18 protein-coding genes are annotated in these 18,582 nt (G+C 52.2%); 13 read left to right on the plus strand and 5 right to left on the minus strand.

Annotation, left to right across the window (positions count from 1 at the left end):
- Position 1: 1 nt before the first annotated feature.
- From ACMHLI_RS06185 to ACMHLI_RS06200, 4 genes are all read right to left on the minus strand, one after another.
- Positions 2-916 (minus strand): amino acid ABC transporter permease, encoded by a 915-nt coding sequence (locus tag ACMHLI_RS06185; RefSeq protein ID WP_413528680.1) that lies wholly within the window; start codon positions 914-916, stop codon positions 2-4.
- A gap of 31 nt (positions 917-947) precedes the next feature.
- The gene (locus ACMHLI_RS06190; protein WP_413529010.1) at positions 948-1,451 is read right to left on the minus strand and encodes a GNAT family N-acetyltransferase; all 504 of its coding nucleotides are present in this window, start codon (positions 1,449-1,451) and stop codon (positions 948-950) included.
- Between the two features lie 15 nt (positions 1,452-1,466).
- Positions 1,467-2,390: an ABC transporter substrate-binding protein gene (locus ACMHLI_RS06195; protein ID WP_413529011.1), complete on the minus strand. Its 924-nt coding sequence runs from the start codon at positions 2,388-2,390 to the stop codon at positions 1,467-1,469.
- Positions 2,391-2,590: 200 nt separating this feature from the next.
- The gene (locus ACMHLI_RS06200) at positions 2,591-3,775 is read right to left on the minus strand and encodes a M20 peptidase aminoacylase family protein (protein ID WP_413528681.1); all 1,185 of its coding nucleotides are present in this window, start codon (positions 3,773-3,775) and stop codon (positions 2,591-2,593) included.
- A 238-nt stretch (positions 3,776-4,013) separates the two neighbouring features.
- Between ACMHLI_RS06200 and ACMHLI_RS06205 the strand changes: the two genes are divergently transcribed.
- The 10 genes from ACMHLI_RS06205 to ACMHLI_RS06250 all read left to right on the plus strand — a co-directional run bounded on the left by ACMHLI_RS06205 (position 4,014) and on the right by ACMHLI_RS06250 (position 15,459).
- Positions 4,014-5,012: an MsnO8 family LLM class oxidoreductase gene (locus tag ACMHLI_RS06205; protein WP_413528682.1), complete on the plus strand. Its 999-nt coding sequence runs from the start codon at positions 4,014-4,016 to the stop codon at positions 5,010-5,012.
- The gene (locus ACMHLI_RS06210; protein WP_413528683.1) at positions 5,009-6,346 is read left to right on the plus strand and encodes an LLM class flavin-dependent oxidoreductase; all 1,338 of its coding nucleotides are present in this window, start codon (positions 5,009-5,011) and stop codon (positions 6,344-6,346) included. The genes ACMHLI_RS06205 and ACMHLI_RS06210 overlap by 4 nt, the downstream gene beginning before the upstream one ends.
- A 149-nt stretch (positions 6,347-6,495) precedes the next feature.
- The gene (locus ACMHLI_RS06215; protein WP_413528684.1) at positions 6,496-7,473 is read left to right on the plus strand and encodes an MDR family oxidoreductase; all 978 of its coding nucleotides are present in this window, start codon (positions 6,496-6,498) and stop codon (positions 7,471-7,473) included.
- A 189-nt stretch (positions 7,474-7,662) separates the two neighbouring features.
- Positions 7,663-8,637 (plus strand): chemotaxis protein, encoded by a 975-nt coding sequence (locus ACMHLI_RS06220; RefSeq protein ID WP_413528685.1) that lies wholly within the window; start codon positions 7,663-7,665, stop codon positions 8,635-8,637.
- Positions 8,638-8,959: 322 nt separating this feature from the next.
- Positions 8,960-10,009 (plus strand): GGDEF domain-containing protein, encoded by a 1,050-nt coding sequence (locus ACMHLI_RS06225; RefSeq protein WP_413528686.1) that lies wholly within the window; start codon positions 8,960-8,962, stop codon positions 10,007-10,009.
- 206 nt (positions 10,010-10,215) lie between these two features.
- Positions 10,216-11,241, plus strand: a complete 1,026-nt coding sequence (locus tag ACMHLI_RS06230; RefSeq protein WP_413528687.1) for an LLM class flavin-dependent oxidoreductase — start codon at positions 10,216-10,218, stop codon at positions 11,239-11,241.
- A 261-nt stretch (positions 11,242-11,502) separates the two neighbouring features.
- Positions 11,503-13,713, plus strand: a complete 2,211-nt coding sequence (katG, locus tag ACMHLI_RS06235) for a catalase/peroxidase HPI (RefSeq protein WP_413528688.1) — start codon at positions 11,503-11,505, stop codon at positions 13,711-13,713.
- A 343-nt stretch (positions 13,714-14,056) separates the two neighbouring features.
- On the plus strand, positions 14,057-14,671 hold the full coding sequence (locus ACMHLI_RS06240; RefSeq protein ID WP_413528689.1) for a dTMP kinase: 615 nt from the start codon (positions 14,057-14,059) through the stop codon (positions 14,669-14,671).
- A gap of 58 nt (positions 14,672-14,729) precedes the next feature.
- Positions 14,730-15,212: a glutathione peroxidase gene (locus ACMHLI_RS06245; protein ID WP_413528690.1), complete on the plus strand. Its 483-nt coding sequence runs from the start codon at positions 14,730-14,732 to the stop codon at positions 15,210-15,212.
- 28 nt (positions 15,213-15,240) lie between these two features.
- A complete protein-coding gene (locus tag ACMHLI_RS06250; protein ID WP_413528691.1) occupies positions 15,241-15,459 on the plus strand; it encodes a hypothetical protein in 219 nt (72 codons plus the stop codon).
- 9 nt (positions 15,460-15,468) lie between these two features.
- On the opposite strand, the gene ACMHLI_RS06255 is transcribed toward ACMHLI_RS06250, so the two are convergent.
- Positions 15,469-16,374: a LysR family transcriptional regulator gene (locus ACMHLI_RS06255; protein ID WP_413528692.1), complete on the minus strand. Its 906-nt coding sequence runs from the start codon at positions 16,372-16,374 to the stop codon at positions 15,469-15,471.
- Between the two features lie 212 nt (positions 16,375-16,586).
- Between ACMHLI_RS06255 and ACMHLI_RS06260 the strand changes: the two genes are divergently transcribed.
- The 3 genes from ACMHLI_RS06260 (at position 16,587) to ACMHLI_RS06270 (ending at position 18,580) form a co-directional block, all read left to right on the plus strand.
- The gene (locus tag ACMHLI_RS06260) at positions 16,587-16,877 is read left to right on the plus strand and encodes a DUF1330 domain-containing protein (protein ID WP_413528693.1); all 291 of its coding nucleotides are present in this window, start codon (positions 16,587-16,589) and stop codon (positions 16,875-16,877) included.
- 240 nt (positions 16,878-17,117) lie between these two features.
- Positions 17,118-17,756: a glutathione S-transferase family protein gene (locus tag ACMHLI_RS06265; protein ID WP_413528694.1), complete on the plus strand. Its 639-nt coding sequence runs from the start codon at positions 17,118-17,120 to the stop codon at positions 17,754-17,756.
- 494 nt (positions 17,757-18,250) lie between these two features.
- Complete coding sequence (locus ACMHLI_RS06270; RefSeq protein ID WP_413528695.1) at positions 18,251-18,580, plus strand: hypothetical protein; 330 nt, start codon at positions 18,251-18,253, stop codon at positions 18,578-18,580.
- Positions 18,581-18,582: the final 2 nt, after the last annotated feature.

Genomic DNA, 18,582 nt, shown 5'->3' on the forward strand with positions numbered 1-18,582 from the left:
GTTATGAGCGGGCCAGACGCCACTGACGCAGGCGTTGCAACGGCGTCGGCGCAACCTGACGCACGGTGCCGCGTGAGAAATAACGTTCGACGTAATATTGCAGTACTGACAGCACGGTGGTGATCAGCAGATACCAGACAGTCGCGACCATCAGCAGCGGAATAACCTGCTGGGTACGGTTGTAAATCACCTGCACGGTGTAAAACAGCTCTGGCATCGACAGCACATAAACAATCGACGTGCCTTTGGCGAGGCTGATCACTTCATTAAAACCCGTCGGAAGAATCGAGCGCAGCGCCTGCGGCAAAATGATGCGGAAAGTGCGGCGATACGCCGGTAAGCCCAGTGCGGCGGCAGCTTCATGCTGGCCGTGCTCGACGCCTAAAATCCCGCCGCGAATGATTTCAGCGGTATACGCCGATTGCACCAGAGAAAGGCCGAGCACCGCGACGGAAAATTGATCCAACAAATCCACCGTTGGCGTGCTGAAAAACGACAGTGAAGTAAACGGAATACCGATCGAAAGATTGTCGTACAGATAAGAAAAGTTGTAGAGGATGATCAATACCAGCAGCAACGGCAGCGAGCGGAATAGCCAGATGTAGCCCCACGCCAGGGAATTCAATAAGTAGGATTTCGACAGGCGGGCGAGCGCCAGCGCGGTGCCAAAGATAATACCAAACAGGGTGCCGAGCAGGGTAAGCAGCAGGGTTTTGCCAAGCCCCGACAAAATGACCGGATCCAAAAACCACTGGCGAAACACGCCCCATTCCCAGCGGGGATTGGTGGCGATGGATTGCACTATCGCCAGCAGGATGAACACCGAAAATACCGCACCGGCCAGCCGCCACGGATAGCGTGCCGGCACCACTTTCAGCGGGGGATGATTAACGGTCGGAGAGGTGTTTTCGCTCATAGTTTTGCCTGTTATCGGTTGTGCTTCGTAGCTAGCTGACGGGAACGTCAGCGGTCAGCGCTTTTTTGAAGGGCAGACGCCCGTCGTACGGTTCTCTGGAATACACTTCCGGGTCGAGCCTGGTATCGAACTGCGGCTGATAACCGTGCGATAAATACAAGCCGACCGCTTCCGGCTGGCGGAATCCGGTGGTCAGAAACACCTGACGGTAACCGTAAGCAGCGGCGCGACGCTCCAGTTCGTGCAGGATTTTCTGCGCCAGCCCCTGACGGCGCAGCCGGCGATCTGTCCAGATACGTTTGAATTCTGCGGTGTCTTCGTCGTAGCGTTTGTACGCGCCCATCGCAATGGGCGCTCCGTTTCTCAGCAGAACAATAAACGTGCCGTCGGGTGCGGAAAACACGCTGTCGTCTTCTGGCGGCAGGCTGGAGAAGAAGTCGCCGTAGCGTTCACGGTATTCACCAAATAACCCTTCGATGACCGGCGCAATCAGCGGGTCTTCCGGCACGGTTTGAATAAAAACGTCGTCGCTCATCATTGAATCTCCTGATCAGTCGCCCAGTCCCGGCGGGTTAATTTCTGAATGGTCGATTTTCTCAACGCTCTCACCCCAGCGATCCAGCACCTGCAAATACGCGCCGCTGGCAATGGCACTGTTCAGCGATGCCTGTACCGCATCCACCAAGCCGTTGCCTTTTTTCAGCGTCACGGCAATATTGGCGGTTTTAGGCCAGCCGCCCGGCACCGTGCCGACCAGCTGTGTTTTGCCGGTCAGCAGGGCTTTATAGGCACCGGTGACGTTTGGCCCGAAGGTGGCGTCGGCACGACCGGACTGAATAGCCAACGTGGCGGCGGCATCGTCGGTGACGTATTGCGGTTTAAACGCGGGCAGGCCCTTAGCCTGGTTCTCTTTGTCCCATGCCAGCAGCACGGCTTCCTGATTAGTGCCGGAACCGACGATAATGCGCTTACCGGCGATGTCCGGTGCGGATTTGATCGAGGTGATTTTGCTGCCGGTTTTCACGTAGAAGCCCAGCGTGTCTTCGCGATAGGTGGCGAAATCAAATTTGGTTTTGCGGTCTTTAGTCACGGTGATGTTGTAGATAGCTGCGTCGTATTTCCCTGAGGTCACGCCCAGCGGCCAGTCTTCCCATGAGGCGGGTACCACTTTCAGCTTCAGCCCCAGACCATCGGCCACCAGACGGGCAATGTCCGCTTCGCTGCCAATCACCGTTTTGTTATCACGGGCAAACAACCCGAATGGCGGGGCGCTGCCGAGTACGGCCAGTGCCACCGTCAGCGTGCCCGGTTCGACAAACTTAAAGTTGGCCGGAATTTTCGCAACGGCTTCGGGGCTTTTCGGCGTATTGATCGGGGTTTCATTGGCAACAAGGTCGATACCCGGTGCAGCATGAGCCAGTGTAGAAAGAGTTAACAAAGTGGCAATGGCAGTCAGACTAAAGCTACGTTTCATCATTATATTTACCCTGCATTCTTATTATGTGTTTATGACATTGAGGTGACGTTTTCACTATTCCCGAGTGTTACTGGGATGTAAAATAACAAAATTCAATAATCAAATTGAGAAAAAGCAAATACGAGAAAAAGAATATTCCCCACGGAAAATGCCCGGTATCTCCGGGCATAAATTACAAGCTGAAAGAGCAAGGTGGATTATTTTGCGATTAATTCATGCAGCGCTTTTTCAGCTAATTGCTGGAAATAATTCGCAGCCGGGAAAATAGCCGATTCGTCCGGATTAAATTGCGGATGATGCAGGCCAAATTCGCTGGCCGAGCCGATGCTGACAAACGCGCCAGGGACGTGATGCAGGTAAAACGCAAAGTCTTCGCCGCCCATCTGCGCGGTGGCCACTTCCGCTTTATAGCCAAATTCGGCAGCGGCCTGCAGGCTGAATTCCGCCCAGCGTGGCGTATTCACCACCGCCGGCGGCCCGCCAAACCAGTGCAGCTCGGCTTTAGCGCCCAGCGCGCCTGCAACGCCAGAAATCAGCTGGCGGATCCGCCCCGGAATTTGCTCACGAATATCATCATTGTGCGTGCGCACCGTGCCTTCCAGTTCAACGCTCTGGGGCAGCACGTTCCAGGTATTGCCGCCCTCGATTCGGGTCACGCTGACCACTGCGGACTCCTGCGCGGCGACGTTACGGCTGACCAATGTTTGGAGCGCCGTCACGATGTGGCTGGCGGTGACGATACTGTCGACGCCTTCTTCCGGATGTGCGGCGTGCGCGCCTTTGCCGGTGATAGTTATCTGGAAGCGATCGACATTGGCGTAAAACGCGCCGCCTTTAGTGGAAAAGGTGCCGACCGGCAGTTCAGGCGCATTGTGCAGGCCAAAAATCGCATCGACGTTTTCCAGCGCACCGGCCTTGATCAGCTGCGATGCCCCGCCAAAACGCTCTTCGGCAGGCTGGAAGAACAGACGGACGCGGCCTTGCAACTGATCCTCGCGCGCTTTGAGTAAGTACGCTGCGCCAAGAATAACAGAGGTATGGAAATCATGGCCGCAGGCATGCATCACGCCCGGTTGCTGCGAACTGAACGGTACGCCGGAGGTTTCTTCGATCGGCAGGGCGTCGATGTCGCCGCGCAGCGCCACCACCGGGCCGTGCGCCGGGCCAATTTCAGCCACTACGCCGGTTTTCAAGCCAAGATCCAAAATGCGGATCCCGGCGGCATTCAGCCAGTTAGTGATCTTTTGCGTGGTCACGAATTCCTGATTAGATAATTCAGGATGTTGATGTAATTCGCGGCGATGGGCGATGAGTTGATTTTCTAGCGCAGTGGGAGCGGAGTTAGCCCCGGTGCGGATTTCATCGGCAAGTGAAATGCTCATTATAAATAGCCTTTTATGGGTAGAGATTGCAGTCATTTCATCCTAGTCATGAATTGCTGTCTGACTAAATACCCTGTGGCTATAATTTATATCCGGCGTGCAGGCTTAAATTCCATAGCTAAATAATCACTATAGAAACGTGATTTTATTATTTAGCTTTGCGCTGACTTCGTGGAACTCTTTTTATCAAGATTAATGATTGTTAACAGACATAAGCAGATAAAAAGGAATGCCCGCCGTGAATTACCGACTGAGCTTATTAGATCAAAGCCCGATAAATGACGGGCAGAGCGCCGCAGAGGCACTGGCGGCGACGCTGACATTTGCGCAGACAGCCGAGAAACTGGGCTATCACCGTTTGTGGGTGTCCGAACATCATGATACCGAAAAGCTGGCGGGCAGTTCGCCGGAAGTATTGATCGCCTGGTTGCTGGCGCAGACATCCCGCCTGCGTATCGGCTCCGGCGGTGTGATGCTGCAACATTACAGCCCGTACAAAGTTGCGGAGAATTTCCATTTGCTTTCAGCACTGGCGCCGGATCGTGTCGATATAGGCATAGGTAAAGCGCCCGGCGGTTTACCGCTTTCCACCAAAGCGCTGCGCGGACATCAGTCAGCCGATAATGCGCCCGGTTTTCCCGCGCAGTTGCAACAGCTGACCCATTATCTTACCCATCTCGACGACCATCTGGCCGGTGTGGAAGCACGCGCGTTGCCGCATCCGCCGGTTGCGCCCCAGCGTTTTCTGCTCGGTGCCAGTAAAGAGAGCGCCCGTCTGGCAGCCTCGCTCGGCTGGAATTTTGTGTTCGCCGGTTTCATCAATACTTCAGCGGAAGTCATGACAGAATCAGTGCTGGCGTTCCATGAATATTCCGCCGGAAAAGGGCAGGCACTGGTCAGCCTGGCGGTGCTCGCCGCTCAAACCCGTGAAGAGGCCGCAGAGCGGGTGGCCGAACAGCATAATTTCCGCGTCACGATCGGCGATAAACACGTTACGGTCGGCACCCGCGAACAGGCGGAAGCCTTTGTGCAGCAGGCGGGCGCCAGGCAGTTCACCATCGAACAACAACAGCTCAGCGTGCTGCACGGTACGCCCGGCGACATCCACGAGCAGCTGCGCGATATTCAGCGTCGTCTGTGCGTCAACGAATTTGTCCTTCACACCCCACTGACAGAGGCCGCCGTGCGTCTGAAATCCATTGAATTGCTGGCTGGCCAGCTTAAGGAGATCTCATGAGCCATTCGAAAAGTATCAAGCTGGGTCTGATGTTGCACGGTGCAGGTGGCCATATGAATTCATGGCGACATGAAAAAGCGCCGGCCGATGCGAGCGTTAATTTTCCCTATTTTCGTGATTTAGCGCTGCGCGCAGAAGCTGCCGGTTTTGATTTCCTGTTTGTCGCCGACGGTCTGCACATCAACGAAAAATCGCTGCCGCATTTTCTTAACCGTTTCGAACCGATTGCTTTGCTGTCGGCGCTGGCGTCGGCGACGCACAGCATCGGGCTGGCCGGAACGATTTCGACCTCCTACAGCGATCCGTTCACCGTCGCGCGGCAACTGGCGACGGTCGATAACATCAGCCAGGGGCGCGCTGGCTGGAATGTGGTGACCTCGCCGCTGGCCGGTTCGGCGAAAAATTTCGGTAAAGATCATCCTGAACATGCACTGCGCTACCAGATTGCTGAGGAATATATCAGCGTGGTCCAGGGGTTGTGGGATTCGTGGGAAGACGACGCTTTTGTACGCGACCGCGAAAGTGGCGTGTTCTTCGATGCGGCCAGGCTGCATAAACTCAATCATCAGGGACAGTTCTTCTCGGTGGAAGGACCGCTGAATATTCAGCGCTCGCCGCAGGGACAGCCGGTGATTTTCCAGGCAGGCGCGTCGGATGCGGGGATCGCGCTGGCAGGTAAATCTGCCGATGCAGTGTTCACCAACGCCCGTACGCTGGAAGAGGCCAAAGAATACTCGGCAAAATTGCAGGCGCAGGTGGCGAAAAACGGGCGTCATCCGGTGGGGATTTTCCCCGGCATCAGCCCGATTGTTGGCAAAACCGAAGCGGAAGCCGAAGCCAAATATCAGCATTTGCTCTCGCTGCTGTCTCTCGACGATGCGCTGGCGTATCTCGGCCGCTTCTTCGACCATCACGATTTCAGCCAGTATCCGCCGGATGGCCCGTTCCCTGAGCTGGGTGATTTAGGCCAGAACACTTTCCGTTCAACCACCGACAGCATTAAAAAGCAGGCCAGAGAGGAAAATCTCACGCTGCGTGACGTCGCATATCAGGCCACGCTGCCGCGCGGTGAGTTCTTCGGCACGCCGGAGCAGGTTGCCGACAGGCTGATCCGCTGGGTGGAAGAGAGCGGCGCAAGCGGCTTTATTATCAGCGGACCGGTGCTGGTCGAGGCGCTCGACGATATTACACGTCTGGTGCTGCCGGTGCTGGAGGCGCGCGGTTACTGGCATCCTTCAGAGGCGCAAACCTTACGCGAACGGCTGGATATTCCGTTTAAAGTGAATCGCTACAGCGTGCAGGAAAAACAGCGGGAAGCAGTGAACGAGAAATAGTTACAACATACTAGACCTTAATTGCCCGCTCAGGTGACATCTGGCGGGCTTTTTGCTTTGCAGGGAAGAACTTCCGGGCTTGCCTCGTTAAAAGATTGGGCGTAGGTTTCGCAAAACCCTTTAAATCTTAGAACGCTTAAGGAAAACACATGAAAGCTCTGGTTCTGGAACAGCTTGACAAAGCCACGCTGGCTGAGGTGAAAGAGATTGCACTGCCTGACATGGCGCAAGGCGATGTGTTGGTGGATATCAGCTGGTCGGGTCTGAATTATAAAGATGCGCTGGCAATCACCGGCAAAGGCAAAATCATCCGCCAGTTCCCGATGGTGCCCGGCATTGATTTTGTCGGCCACGTCAGCCGCAGTAATGACCCGCGCTTTTCCGTCGGGCAGTCGGTGATCCTCACCGGCTGGGGCGTGGGCGAAACGCACTGGGGCGGTCTGGCTGAGCAGGCGTGCGTGAAAGGCGACTGGCTGGTGCCGTTGCCGGAAGGCATGGCGGCGCGTAATGCGATGATCATCGGTACGGCTGGTTTCACCGCGATGCTGTGTGTGATGGCGCTGGAAGAGGCGGGCGTAACGCCGGACAGTGGCACCGTCGTGGTGACCGGCGCGAGCGGCGGCGTGGGCAGCACAGCGGTGGCGCTGCTGCATACGCTCGGTTATAACGTGGCGGCGGTGACCGGGCGTGAATCTACCCATGATTATCTGCGTAAACTTGGTGCCAGCGAAATTCTGTCGCGTGATGATTTTGCCGAAACGCGTCCGCTGGAAAAACAGGTCTGGGCGGGTGCGGTAGATACCGTTGGCGATAAAGTGCTGGCGAAGTTGCTGGCGCAAACCAATTACGGCGGCTGCGTTGCAGCCTGCGGTCTGGCCGGTGGCTTTAACCTGCCGACCACCGTTATGCCGTTCATCCTGCGCAACGTGCGTTTACAGGGGGTGGATTCCGTTTCTGTGCCCGCTGAGCGCCGTGCGGCGGTGTGGGAACGCCTGATGAATACCTTGCCGGAAAGCTTCTACCAGCAGGCCGCCACCGAAATTAGCCTTGAGCAAACCCCAGCGGTAGCGGCAGATTTCCTCAACAATAAAATTCAGGGCAGAACGCTGGTGAAAATCACCGGTTAACCTGCTTTTCCCGGCACCCCTGCGATGCCGGGATTTCTCCTTCGTTCAATTTTCCTTCAGCACTAAAGAATTCCCCGCGACTGACCGATAAATACAGGACGAGATAAAAGAGAATCTGATCCCTTATTTTCCGAATGGCTCATATCGCTTTGCTGTCGCACAACAAATAATTAAACGCATGGGGAAAGTATGGACAATTTTCAGAAAGACATCGATGAGAGAACCAATCTCACGTCATCTAACCGGTTTGAGTTATTGCTGTTCCGTCTGGGCTCAGCGCCTGATGAAGACCAGTCCGAGCTGTTCGGCATCAACGTGTTCAAACTGCGTGAAATCGTTCCTATGCCCGCGCTGACCAAAGCGGCAGGCATGAAATCGCCGATGATGGGCATGGCGAATATTCGTGGTGAAATCATTCCGGTAATTGACCTTCCGGCGGTCGTCGGTTGTGTGCCAAAAACCGGCCTGAACATTTTGCTGGTCACCGAATACGCGCGCAGTACACAGGCGTTTGCGGTGGAATCGGTTGACGATATTGTGCGTCTCGAGTGGAGCCAGGTGCTGGCTGCTGAATCCGGCGTCAAGAGCCGAAATATCACCAGTATCGCGCGTCTGGACAACGATAAATCCAGCAACCGTCTGGCACTGGTGCTGGACGTCGAACAGATCCTTTACGACATCGTGCCTTCTACCGGCAACGTGGCAATCGATAAGCAAAAAACCCGAGCGTTCCAGCTGAAACCGGGCGCCGTAGCGATTGTGGCAGAAGATTCGAAAGTGGCGCGTCAGATGCTGGAGAAAGGGTTGGCGATGATGGAAATCCCGGCGCAGATGCACGTCACCGGTCTGGAAGCCTGGAATAAAATTCGCAAAATCGCAGAAGAGTGCAAAGCCGAAGGGCGGCCAATTTCCGATAAAATTTCCTTCGTGCTTACCGATCTGGAAATGCCGGAAATGGACGGTTTCACCCTGACGTTGAATATTAAGCGTGACGAGTTCCTGAAGAATATTCCGGTGATCATTCACTCCTCGCTTTCAGGCAGTGCTAACGAAGACCACGTGCGTAAAGTCGGTGCCGATGGTTACGTTGCCAAGTTCGAAATTAATGAACTGGAAGCGGCTATTCATAAAGCGCTGGATGCGAAGACGGCGGCGGTGGCATAACCACGCTTTCCGGAAAGCCCGCTGATAAAACGACATCTGCCCGGCGAACGCTGAAAACAGAGTTGCCCGGCAGATATCGCAATAGATTATATATTATAGGGCGATAAGTTAAATAATGATGGTGAAGCCACTGCAATATATTATTATTTTTCCTCTGGCATCATATGCCAGGCGTAATGTTTTGGAGTGAATTTAAATGCGTCGTATTACCAAGAGATAAAGAAAACCAATTGTAATTAATGTTTTCCTGACGGCACTTTGTTTGTTTTTCGATAAATGCTAATATTTCAGTAATAAAGCTCGCACAATATCGGAAATCGTGATGATGTTTTTCCTGGAAGAAACGCTAATAAATACGCTCGTCAGCCTGTGCATTACGTACACGTGTATTTCTTTTCCCTATTTATTCATCAGATTTACTGAGAGAAACAGCCTGCTGGTGAAGTGTGGCCTGGGTGTGTTGGTCGGACTGGCCAGTGCCTATATTTTTCATGAAGGTATTATCAACCACGCCAGCCTGTACAGCGCGATCATCTCACCCATTACCTTTGGGTTTATCTTCTTTGGTTATCCGGTATTAATTCTTGGGGTTATTACAAGTACGCTATTTATATTTGGGAACACCAGTTATTACGATGTGTTTTCTATGGTCTTTTTTCTCTGCCTGATCGGATTCGACCTGACGAAGCGCAGAGGGATGGTGTTTGTCATTTATTCCTACTCCATCGCGCAAAGCCTCAATCTTATCTCGCACGTTTCGGCCCTCAACGACAGTGGATACTGGCAACTGGCGATCGCCAAAACCGGCCTGAGTTTAGCCTTTCTGTTGCTGCTGTATTTCGCTTTTGGCAAACTGATTGACCTTTCAGCCAGTAAGAATTATTTCAAGAAAGCCTCTGAAACCGATCCCCTGACCGGGGTCAGTAACCGCCGGAGTATTGATCTCTATTTAAAAAAGGTCGAAGAGTCTATGAATACGCAATTTTGCGTATTTATGCTGGATATCGATAATTTCAAATCAATTAATGATAACTTCGGCCATCCTTTCGGTGACACGATAATCAGCACTGTGGCAAAGCTAATTAAAAAGAATATCCGTAGCAATGATTTTGTTGGCAGATACGGCGGCGAAGAATTTATTATTATCTTAAATTCCAGTCTGGATAATGCGCTGCCGGTGGCGGAGAAAATGCGGGTCATTATTGAGGAACACGTCAATGAAATTGATCCTCAGGAAAGTGTTTACGTCACCGTGTCCGTGGGTGTCGCTGAACATTCTCCCGGCTCACCGGTCAATATTGCCGTCGCTAACGCTGATAGCGCACTTTATAAAGCCAAGACCGGGGGTAAAAACAGGGTTGAAGTGTATTAGGTGGCGGTAAGCTGAAATGAACTCTGACAAGAGTCAGAAGCCAAAAGAGAGACAGTTCATCAAATAAACTGAATCCTTATGTTAAACAATTGATATTTATTCTCATCCCGGCACGACGTAGAGTGGTCGCATAAATGCGTGATTTTCTGCACAAGCTGTCTGGTTAATCCGCTCATGGTCACACGAGGTTTGAGGATGATTTTGCTATGAAAAAAATTGGATTCTTATCATTTGGTCACTGGACGCCGTCTCCCCAGTCGGGTACGCGGTCGGCATCCGATGCCCTGCTGCAATCCATTGATCTTGCTGTGGCGGCAGAAGAACTGGGCGCAGACGCTGCGTATTTCAGGGTCCATCACTTTGCCCGTCAGCTGAGTTCTCCATTTGCCTTGCTCGCGGCCATTGGTGCGAAAACGCGCAATATTGAGATTGGTACCGGCGTTATCGACATGCGTTATGAAAACCCACTGTACATGGCTGAAAATGCCAGCGCGGCGGATCTGATTTCCGGTGGTCGCTTACAGCTTGGTATCAGTCGCGGATCGCCGGAACAAGTGATTGATGGCTGGCGGTATTTTGGATATCAGCCGGCAGAAGGGGAAACCGAAGCCGATATGGCGCGGCGTCATACCGAAGTACTGCTGGATGTACTCCGTGGTGAAGGATTTGCTAAACTCAATCCACAGCCGATGTTTCCAAATCCGCCGGGACTTCTGCGCCCTGAGCCGTATTCAGAAGGTTTGCGTGAGCGTATCTGGTGGGGCGCCAGCTCGAACGCTACCGCAGTCTGGGCAGCTAAACTCGGAATGAATCTGCAAAGCTCGACGCTGAAAGATGATGAAACCGGCGAACCGTTTCATATTCAGCAGGCGCAACAGATCCGCGCTTACCGGGCGGCGTGGGCTGAGGCTGGCCATGAGCGTACGCCACGGGTTTCTGTCAGCCGCAGTATTTTTGCGTTGATGGATGACCGTGACCGCGCGTATTTTGGCGCCAGCAGTAACGACAGCGATAAGGTCGGTTTCATTGATGAGAAAACACGCGCCATTTTTGGACGTAGCTATGCCGCCGATCCGCAGACGTTGATCAAACAACTCCAACAGGATGAAGCCATTGCCGAGGCCGACACTCTGTTGCTGACTGTACCCAACCAGCTGGGTGTTGATTACAACGTGCACGTCATTGAATCGATTCTCAGGCACGTGGCACCGGCCATGGGCTGGCGCGATTAGTGCGCTGAGCGTCATCGGAACCTGAAGCCCGCTTATGGCAACGTAAGCGGGCTTTTCTTATTTTGCGACGCTGACAGAAAACCTGCTGAGGCGAAGTGGTTATTCTATAATCAGTTAGAAAATTTTTCCTGATGATAAAACCCGCAAAAATTACGTAAAAATCCGAAGGGAAGGTCTATCAAATACATAGGGTGATTCAGATGTGACTCTCGTTGATCCGCGTATAGAGTAGCAATGAAACTATAAAAAAGGAGTGTGAGCATGAGCAGTTCTATTGATGAAGAAGCGAAAGACGCCAAGCCGATTGTAGAAGCAGACAGAGAAGCCGATGTCAGCAAATGTCCTTTTCATACGGGAAACTCGAATAAAGCCTCCGGTGGCGGTACCAGTAACCGCGACTGGTGGCCTAATCAGCTCAGAGTCGACCTGTTAAACCAGCACTCATCCCGCTCAAATCCGTTGGGCGACACTTTCGATTATCGTAAAGAATTCGCCAAATTAGATTACTCCGCACTCAAAGCTGACCTCAAAGGTCTGCTGACCGAATCCCAACCCTGGTGGCCCGCCGACTGGGGCAGCTACATCGGTCTTTTCATCCGCATGGCATGGCACAGCGCCGGCACCTACCGTTCGGTTGACGGTCGCGGTGGCTCGGGGCGTGGTCAGCAACGTTTCGCGCCTCTCAATGCCTGGCCAGACAACGTCAGCCTCGATAAAGCACGCCGTCTGTTATGGCCGGTGAAGCAAAAATACGGTCAAAAAATTTCGTGGGCCGATCTTTATATCCTTGCGGGTAACGTCGCGCTGGAAAATTCCGGCTTCCGTACTTTTGGATTTGGTGCCGGACGCGAAGACGTCTGGGAACCGGATCTGGACATCAACTGGGGCGACGAAACCGAATGGCTGGAACACCGTCACCCTGAAGAACTGGCAAAATCACCGCTCGGCGCAACGGAGATGGGGCTGATTTACGTCAACCCGGAAGGCCCGAACCACAGTGGCGATCCGGCTTCCGCCGCGCCTGCTATCCGTGCGACCTTCGGCAATATGGGCATGAACGATGAAGAAATTGTCGCGCTCATCGCGGGTGGACATACGCTGGGTAAAACCCACGGCGCAGGCGATGCCAGCCATGTTGGCGTTGACCCGGAAACTGCACCCATTGAATCTCAAGGTTTGGGCTGGGCCAGCAGCCACGGCACGGGCGTCGGGGCTGATGCCATTACCTCCGGTCTGGAAGTGATCTGGTCGCAGACGCCAACACAGTGGAGTAATTACTTCTTCGAAAACCTGTTCAAATACGATTGGGTTCAGACGCGCAGCCCGGCAGGTGCGATTCAGTTCGAAGCAACCAACGCACCGGACATCATTCCTGATCCTTTTGATCCGAATAAAAAACGCAAACCGACCATGCTGGTCACCGACCTGACCCTGCGTTTCGATCCTGAATTTGAAAAAATTTCCCGTCGTTTCCACAGCGATCCGCAGGCCTTTAACGAAGCCTTCGCCCGCGCCTGGTACAAACTGACGCACAGGGATATGGGGCCGAAAGCGCGTTACATCGGACCTGAAGTACCAAAAGAAGACTTAATCTGGCAGGATCCGCTGCCGGTTCCGGTCTATCACCCGACGGTTGCTGATATCGCCCAGCTGAAAGAAAAAATTGCCGCGTCCGGTCTTTCGGTCAGTGAGCTGACGTCGGTGGCATGGGCTTCGGCATCCACTTTCCGCGGTGGTGACAAACGCGGAGGCGCCAACGGTGCCCGTCTGGCGCTGCAACCACAAAGAGGCTGGGAGGTTAACGCCGTCGCTGCCCGTGTGCTGCCGACGCTGGAAGCCATTCAGCAGTCATTCGCAAAAGCCTCGCTGGCAGATGTGATTGTGTTGGCTGGCGTAGTCGGTGTTGAAAAGGCTGCGAAAGCCGTCAACGTTGAGATTGACGTGCCGTTCACGGCAGGGCGCGTGGATGCCCGCCAGGATCAGACCGATATCAAATCCTTCGAACTGCTAAAACCGCGCGCGGATGGCTTGCGAAACTACCGAGGCGATACCGGCAGCACGTCGACCGAAAATCTTCTGATCGACAAAGCACAGCAACTGACGCTTACCGTACCGGAACTAACGGTGCTGGTGGGCGGGTTGCGCTCACTGGGGGCAAACTTCGACGGCGGTAAGCACGGCGTTTTCACAGATAAAGCGGGTGAACTGAACACTGACTTCTTCGTGAATCTGCTGGATATGCGCACCGAATGGAAAGCCACCGACGCGTCTGGCGAACGGTTTGAAGGGCGCGACCGTGTCAGCGGCGAAGTAAAATTCACCGCCACGCGTGCCGATCTGGTCTTCGGTTCAAACGCAGTTCTGCGCGCCAGCGCTGAGGTCTACGCCAGCGGAGACGCCAAAGAGAAGTTTGTGAAAGACTTTGTTGCGGCATGGACCAGGGTGATGAATCTGGACAGATTTGAACTCTGAGAATTGTCGCTCACTCTAAAATGTTGACACTGTAACGTGAAAGCCCGCCTGAGGAGACTTAAGCGGGCTTTTTTGATCTGATGTCCGCTTCCCGCTCATCGCTTTACGTAAATTCCTACCTGCTTAAAAAACAGACGTGACGGGGGATGTTTTCCGTTTCCTCAGCGGATCCCTTAAACTACAGCATGCAGGTCGCAAGATATAAGCCTTCCATTCGTTTCGCGCTGATGCGCAGGCGGTTAAGGCGAGCGAAGAGGGTGGTCAGCTGTTCACACGAAGGAAGTAAGATGCTTTTGCCAGATTTGAGCTTTACAAAAACCGTATATCAATCGCCATTTCGAGAATGAGTCGCCCCCTGTTTATTTCTCTGGACGGTCCCAAGGGCGTCGGCAAAACCACACTGTTGGAGGCCATTACGAAAGTACTAAGGGCCGACAACAAGAAGGTGATCCGCCTATGCGAGAAAAAAAGTGATCCCTTCAGGGGAGAAACAATGGCTCTCGTTAACCGGCTCGCCAGAAATCCCGCCCAGGATCTGGAGCTGGAGCTGGAGGTTTGTGAGCGCTTTGCCGATAGCCGCGCCTGGATTTCCCGGCATGTGCTGACTAAACAACCTGCTGACAGCATTATCTTGATGGATCGCTGGTACCCGTCGGACGCCGCGTTTCGTCGGATGGTTCCTTTTGCAAAGATTTTACAGCTTAACATTGAACGTAACGTGCGAATGCCAGACCTGCATATCGGGGTTGTTACTGCGCCTGATATTTCATGGGCGAGGGCAGCGGCCCGAACGCGTGGGCTAAGCAGTACGGTGATTCATAAGCTTGAAGAACATGTCGCTTGTACCAGGGAGTTTGAGCGAGAAATTGCAGATCACGGCTGGTTTTTATGCCGTAATGAAGGAACGGTCGAAGATGCAACGATGCAGGTTATTTCTGAGATCTACAAAGTGCTTTGATGCCCCGCAGGCAACGGTCCTGGTATGGTTTACCACACATCTTCTCTGAGGAGCCGACATGGCCACGTTTCATCAACTCACCGCCACCCGTCTGGGTGGCCAGCTCATCTCTATGGCCGACTACGCGGGTAAGCTGGTTCTGGTGGTTAATACCGCCAGCCATTGTGGCTTCACGCCACAATACGCAGGCCTCGAATCGCTCTACAAGAACTTCGCCGCCCAGGGGCTGGTGGTGCTTGGTTTCCCCTGTAACCAGTTCGGTAATCAGGAACCCGGCTGTGCCGACGAAATCGCGCAGACCTGCCACATCAACTATGGTGTGAGCTTTCCGATATTCGAGAAAGTGGAGGTCAACGGAGCTGCAACGCACCCGGTATTTCGTTACCTGAAAGACGAATTGCCCGGTGTGCTGGGGGGGCGGATCAAGTGGAACTTCACTAAGTTCCTGATCGGACGTGACGGAAAACCGCTCAGGCGTTTTGCACCCTTTACCACCCCGGAGAAAATGGAAACCGTCATTCTTGCTGCACTTGAAATTTAAGCGTTCGTGTAATTCTGGTCGTCCACATTTGCAGACCCTTCTCGATGCCGGGCAACAACGCGGCCTGGCTGGCGCCACACTGACAACAGACAACATGGCCGCCTTTAATGCCATATTTTACGCCACATTAGGTTTCAATATTGTGGAAGGTCACGCTCGTCCGCCACATCTGGTAAGCCTGATCGCTGAAGAGACGGCGATGGGTTTCAATCCGACCCGACGTGTCGCAATGTGGGCCACCTTTTAGGGGATCTGATTAGTCAAAATAAGGTTTCAACACTTCCTCAGTCCAATTCATAAAAGCCCTCACTCGTTGCGACAGATTGCGCCGGTGCGCGACGACAAAAGATGCATTTAGCGGCCTGGGCCGCAGATTGGGAAGGACTTCAACCAATGTGCCCGATTTTATATGGGGTACGAGCGCTGAATAACCTCCCTGAATTAAACCCAAACCCGCCAGTCCTGCTTCGTGGTAGGCCGGTACGCTGTTGACCGTCATCGTGCCGGGTAACATCAGTGAATTGTAGCCATCACCTGATGGATATTCCCATCCATCAGGCTTCGCGCCAAAATTGCGCATGTAATGAACCATTCTATGCCCTTGATGACGAAGATCATCAATCGTCTGCGGCACACCGAAGCGTTTCAGATAGCCTGGACTCGCCGCATTGATCATCCGTAATTTTCCCAGCGGCCGGGCAATCAGGGTCTCATCAACAATGGGTCCCAGACGAATTACACAATCAAATCCTTCCAGAACCAGATCAACACGTCGGTCAGTACTTGAAAGCTCAAGTTCGAATTCCGGGTGAGCATCCAGTAGTTGTGGTAGTGCGGGAATAATGACGCTTTCTGCCAGAATAGCTGGCATATCCACACGTAAACGCCCTCGCAGTGACATTCTACCAGGTGAAAACATTGACTGTAGTTCGTCTGCTTCCGCCAGCAGGTCTCGTGCACGCGAATAAAAAATGCGGCCATCTTCGGTCAACTGCACTGTCCGCGTGGTGCGGTGCAAAAGCGTGGCGCCTACGTCTTGTTCGAGCTCGCGCACCACCATTGAAGCACGGCCTTTCTGAATGCCAAGGCTTTCTGCTGCCTGGGTAAAGCTTTTCATTTCTGCCACTCGCGCGAAAATGATCAGTGCCTCAAGATTTTTCATTGTTCCTCTTTAAGATAACAGTGCGTTAAATTTTAGGTTATTTATGGCTACTGTAATACTTAATAGACTGTCTTCACACCGCGTTATCCAGCGCAGACATTTGCTGAAGGTGCCAGCGCCACGTTCGTGGCTATCGACTACGAAGGAAACATGTTTGCCTGTAGAACTGAATTGCGCTGGAATAAACCACGTCTGACAAAAGAGATAAAGAAATGAATAAAGGTTATTTGATCGCGCATGTCACCGTATCGGACGCTGTTGCCTACGCCGAATATGCCAAGGCTGCCGGAGAAGCAATGCAGGCGTTCAGTCCTAAGGTTATTGCCTGGTCCGGGCAGTATGAAAACCTTGAGGGTGAATCTCATGAACGGCACGTCGTTTTTGAGTTTGCATCTTTTGCCGAAGCCAAGCGTTTTTATGAGAGTCCTCAATATCAGGCAGCCAGAGCAATACGTGCCGGTGCTGCGACCGGAACTTTTGTGCTGGTTGAAGGAGGCGCTTAATTTTCGGCGTAATGCATGATAAAAAGCTAATGCTGTTTTGGTACGGAGGTCTGTCTGATGACAGATCTTCATACCAGATATGATGTTCATTGGGCATCATAGGAATTTTATTAAAGAATACAGATCTGCTTCGTGTCAGAGGCAGATATTCCCCCCTGCCACGGTATGATAATAAATAGGCAATAAATTCGGCGGAGCCTGTGGTAATTTGCACTAAATATCGCAACTAAAGGAATTCCAATGCTAACTGTATGGGGTCGAAAAACGTCTTCAAATGTTCAGGCTTTGATGTGGTGCATTGGAGAAATGGAATTGCCGTATTTCAGGCACGACATAGGGCATAAATATAAAGGAACTGAGACTGATTTTTTCTATTCACTTAACCCTAACAGGACTATTCCGGTTCTGCAGGATGGTGCTGCTGCGCCTCTGTGGGAAACGGGAGCAATTCTCCGTTATTTAGCTAATCGCTACGGTACAGAAAGCTTCTGGCCTTCTGATGACATGAAAAAGGCTAACGTTGATAGATGGGCTGAATGGTCAAAAATTAATGTCGCGACGGCTTTTACCGCTCCCGTGTTCTGGCGTGTTGTCCGGACACCGGAGGAAAATCGAGACGAAAATGCAATCAGAGAAGCGATGGTGAATTTAGAGAAAAACCTGTTAATCGCAGAAGCGCAGCTCGAAAAGCACCGCTTTCTGGCTGGCGATAATTTCTCTCTGGCCGACATCCAGTTTGGTCATGTGTTATACCGCTATTACGACATAGACGTAGTCAGAAAACCTTTGCCCAGACTACGTTCGTATTATAAAAATATAGCCCTGAGACCTGCTTTCCAAGAGCATGTCATCGTATCCTATGACGATCTGCGCGCTTAGTCGCCCCGGTCTGATGCAGGCAATTGCGTGCCAGAGGCAGAAATTCATTGCATCATGATGTGTTAATCGCTGAGATTCAGGTCCGATTTTCGCTCATAGCGTACCATTCACATCAGCATGTCTGCTGTGTGCCAGGAGCGGACGTTTCACCCCATTCAGGTGACTTAGTGAAGTAATCCCCTCGAAAACTCGTTTGCTCTGCCGTGGGTTGGAGGTACCATACTCCCCCTACTATTACCCATCACAACTTAATTCCTAGCATGAATCTCCTGGTAGGACGAAGGCATGAAGCCTATCTACAAGACTAGACGTCTAGACAGTTGCTACTATCTGATAGTTTCACTACCACTCTATGCATCCTATGTGAAATTAATGCTTCTGTAGGTTGTCATGAGTCATTTTTCTGATAGTAAAAAATTGCTTAAATTGTAAATCAAGTTAAAATTATTTTCCTAGAATCACCTACTTAGATATTTGTGAAAAAGGATATAGAAATGACCGCACTTACCACAGCACTTCTTGCCAGAGCAATATATGATCTCTTCGTTAAAGGATTGTCATTTACTAAAGATGGTATTAAAAATAAGTTAACTGAATTTATCACCAATGACGAACATGCTGAGATATTGGCTCAGAAGCTAGAAAAGCTTCATTTAAATGAAGATATGAGCGAGAAGGCCATTGAGAAAGAGTTGAACAACCAACCCGACATTGTCGAAATCCTTAAAAATATACCTGAAACTTCCAAATCAACGATAAACCAAACTCATTTTGGTTCAGGTGATAATGTAGGTGGTAATAAAATCATTAATCCAGGTAAGTAGGA

It is taken from the genome of Rahnella inusitata, from assembly GCF_965118895.1.
Taxonomy (GTDB): domain Bacteria; phylum Pseudomonadota; class Gammaproteobacteria; order Enterobacterales; family Enterobacteriaceae; genus Rahnella; species Rahnella inusitata_A.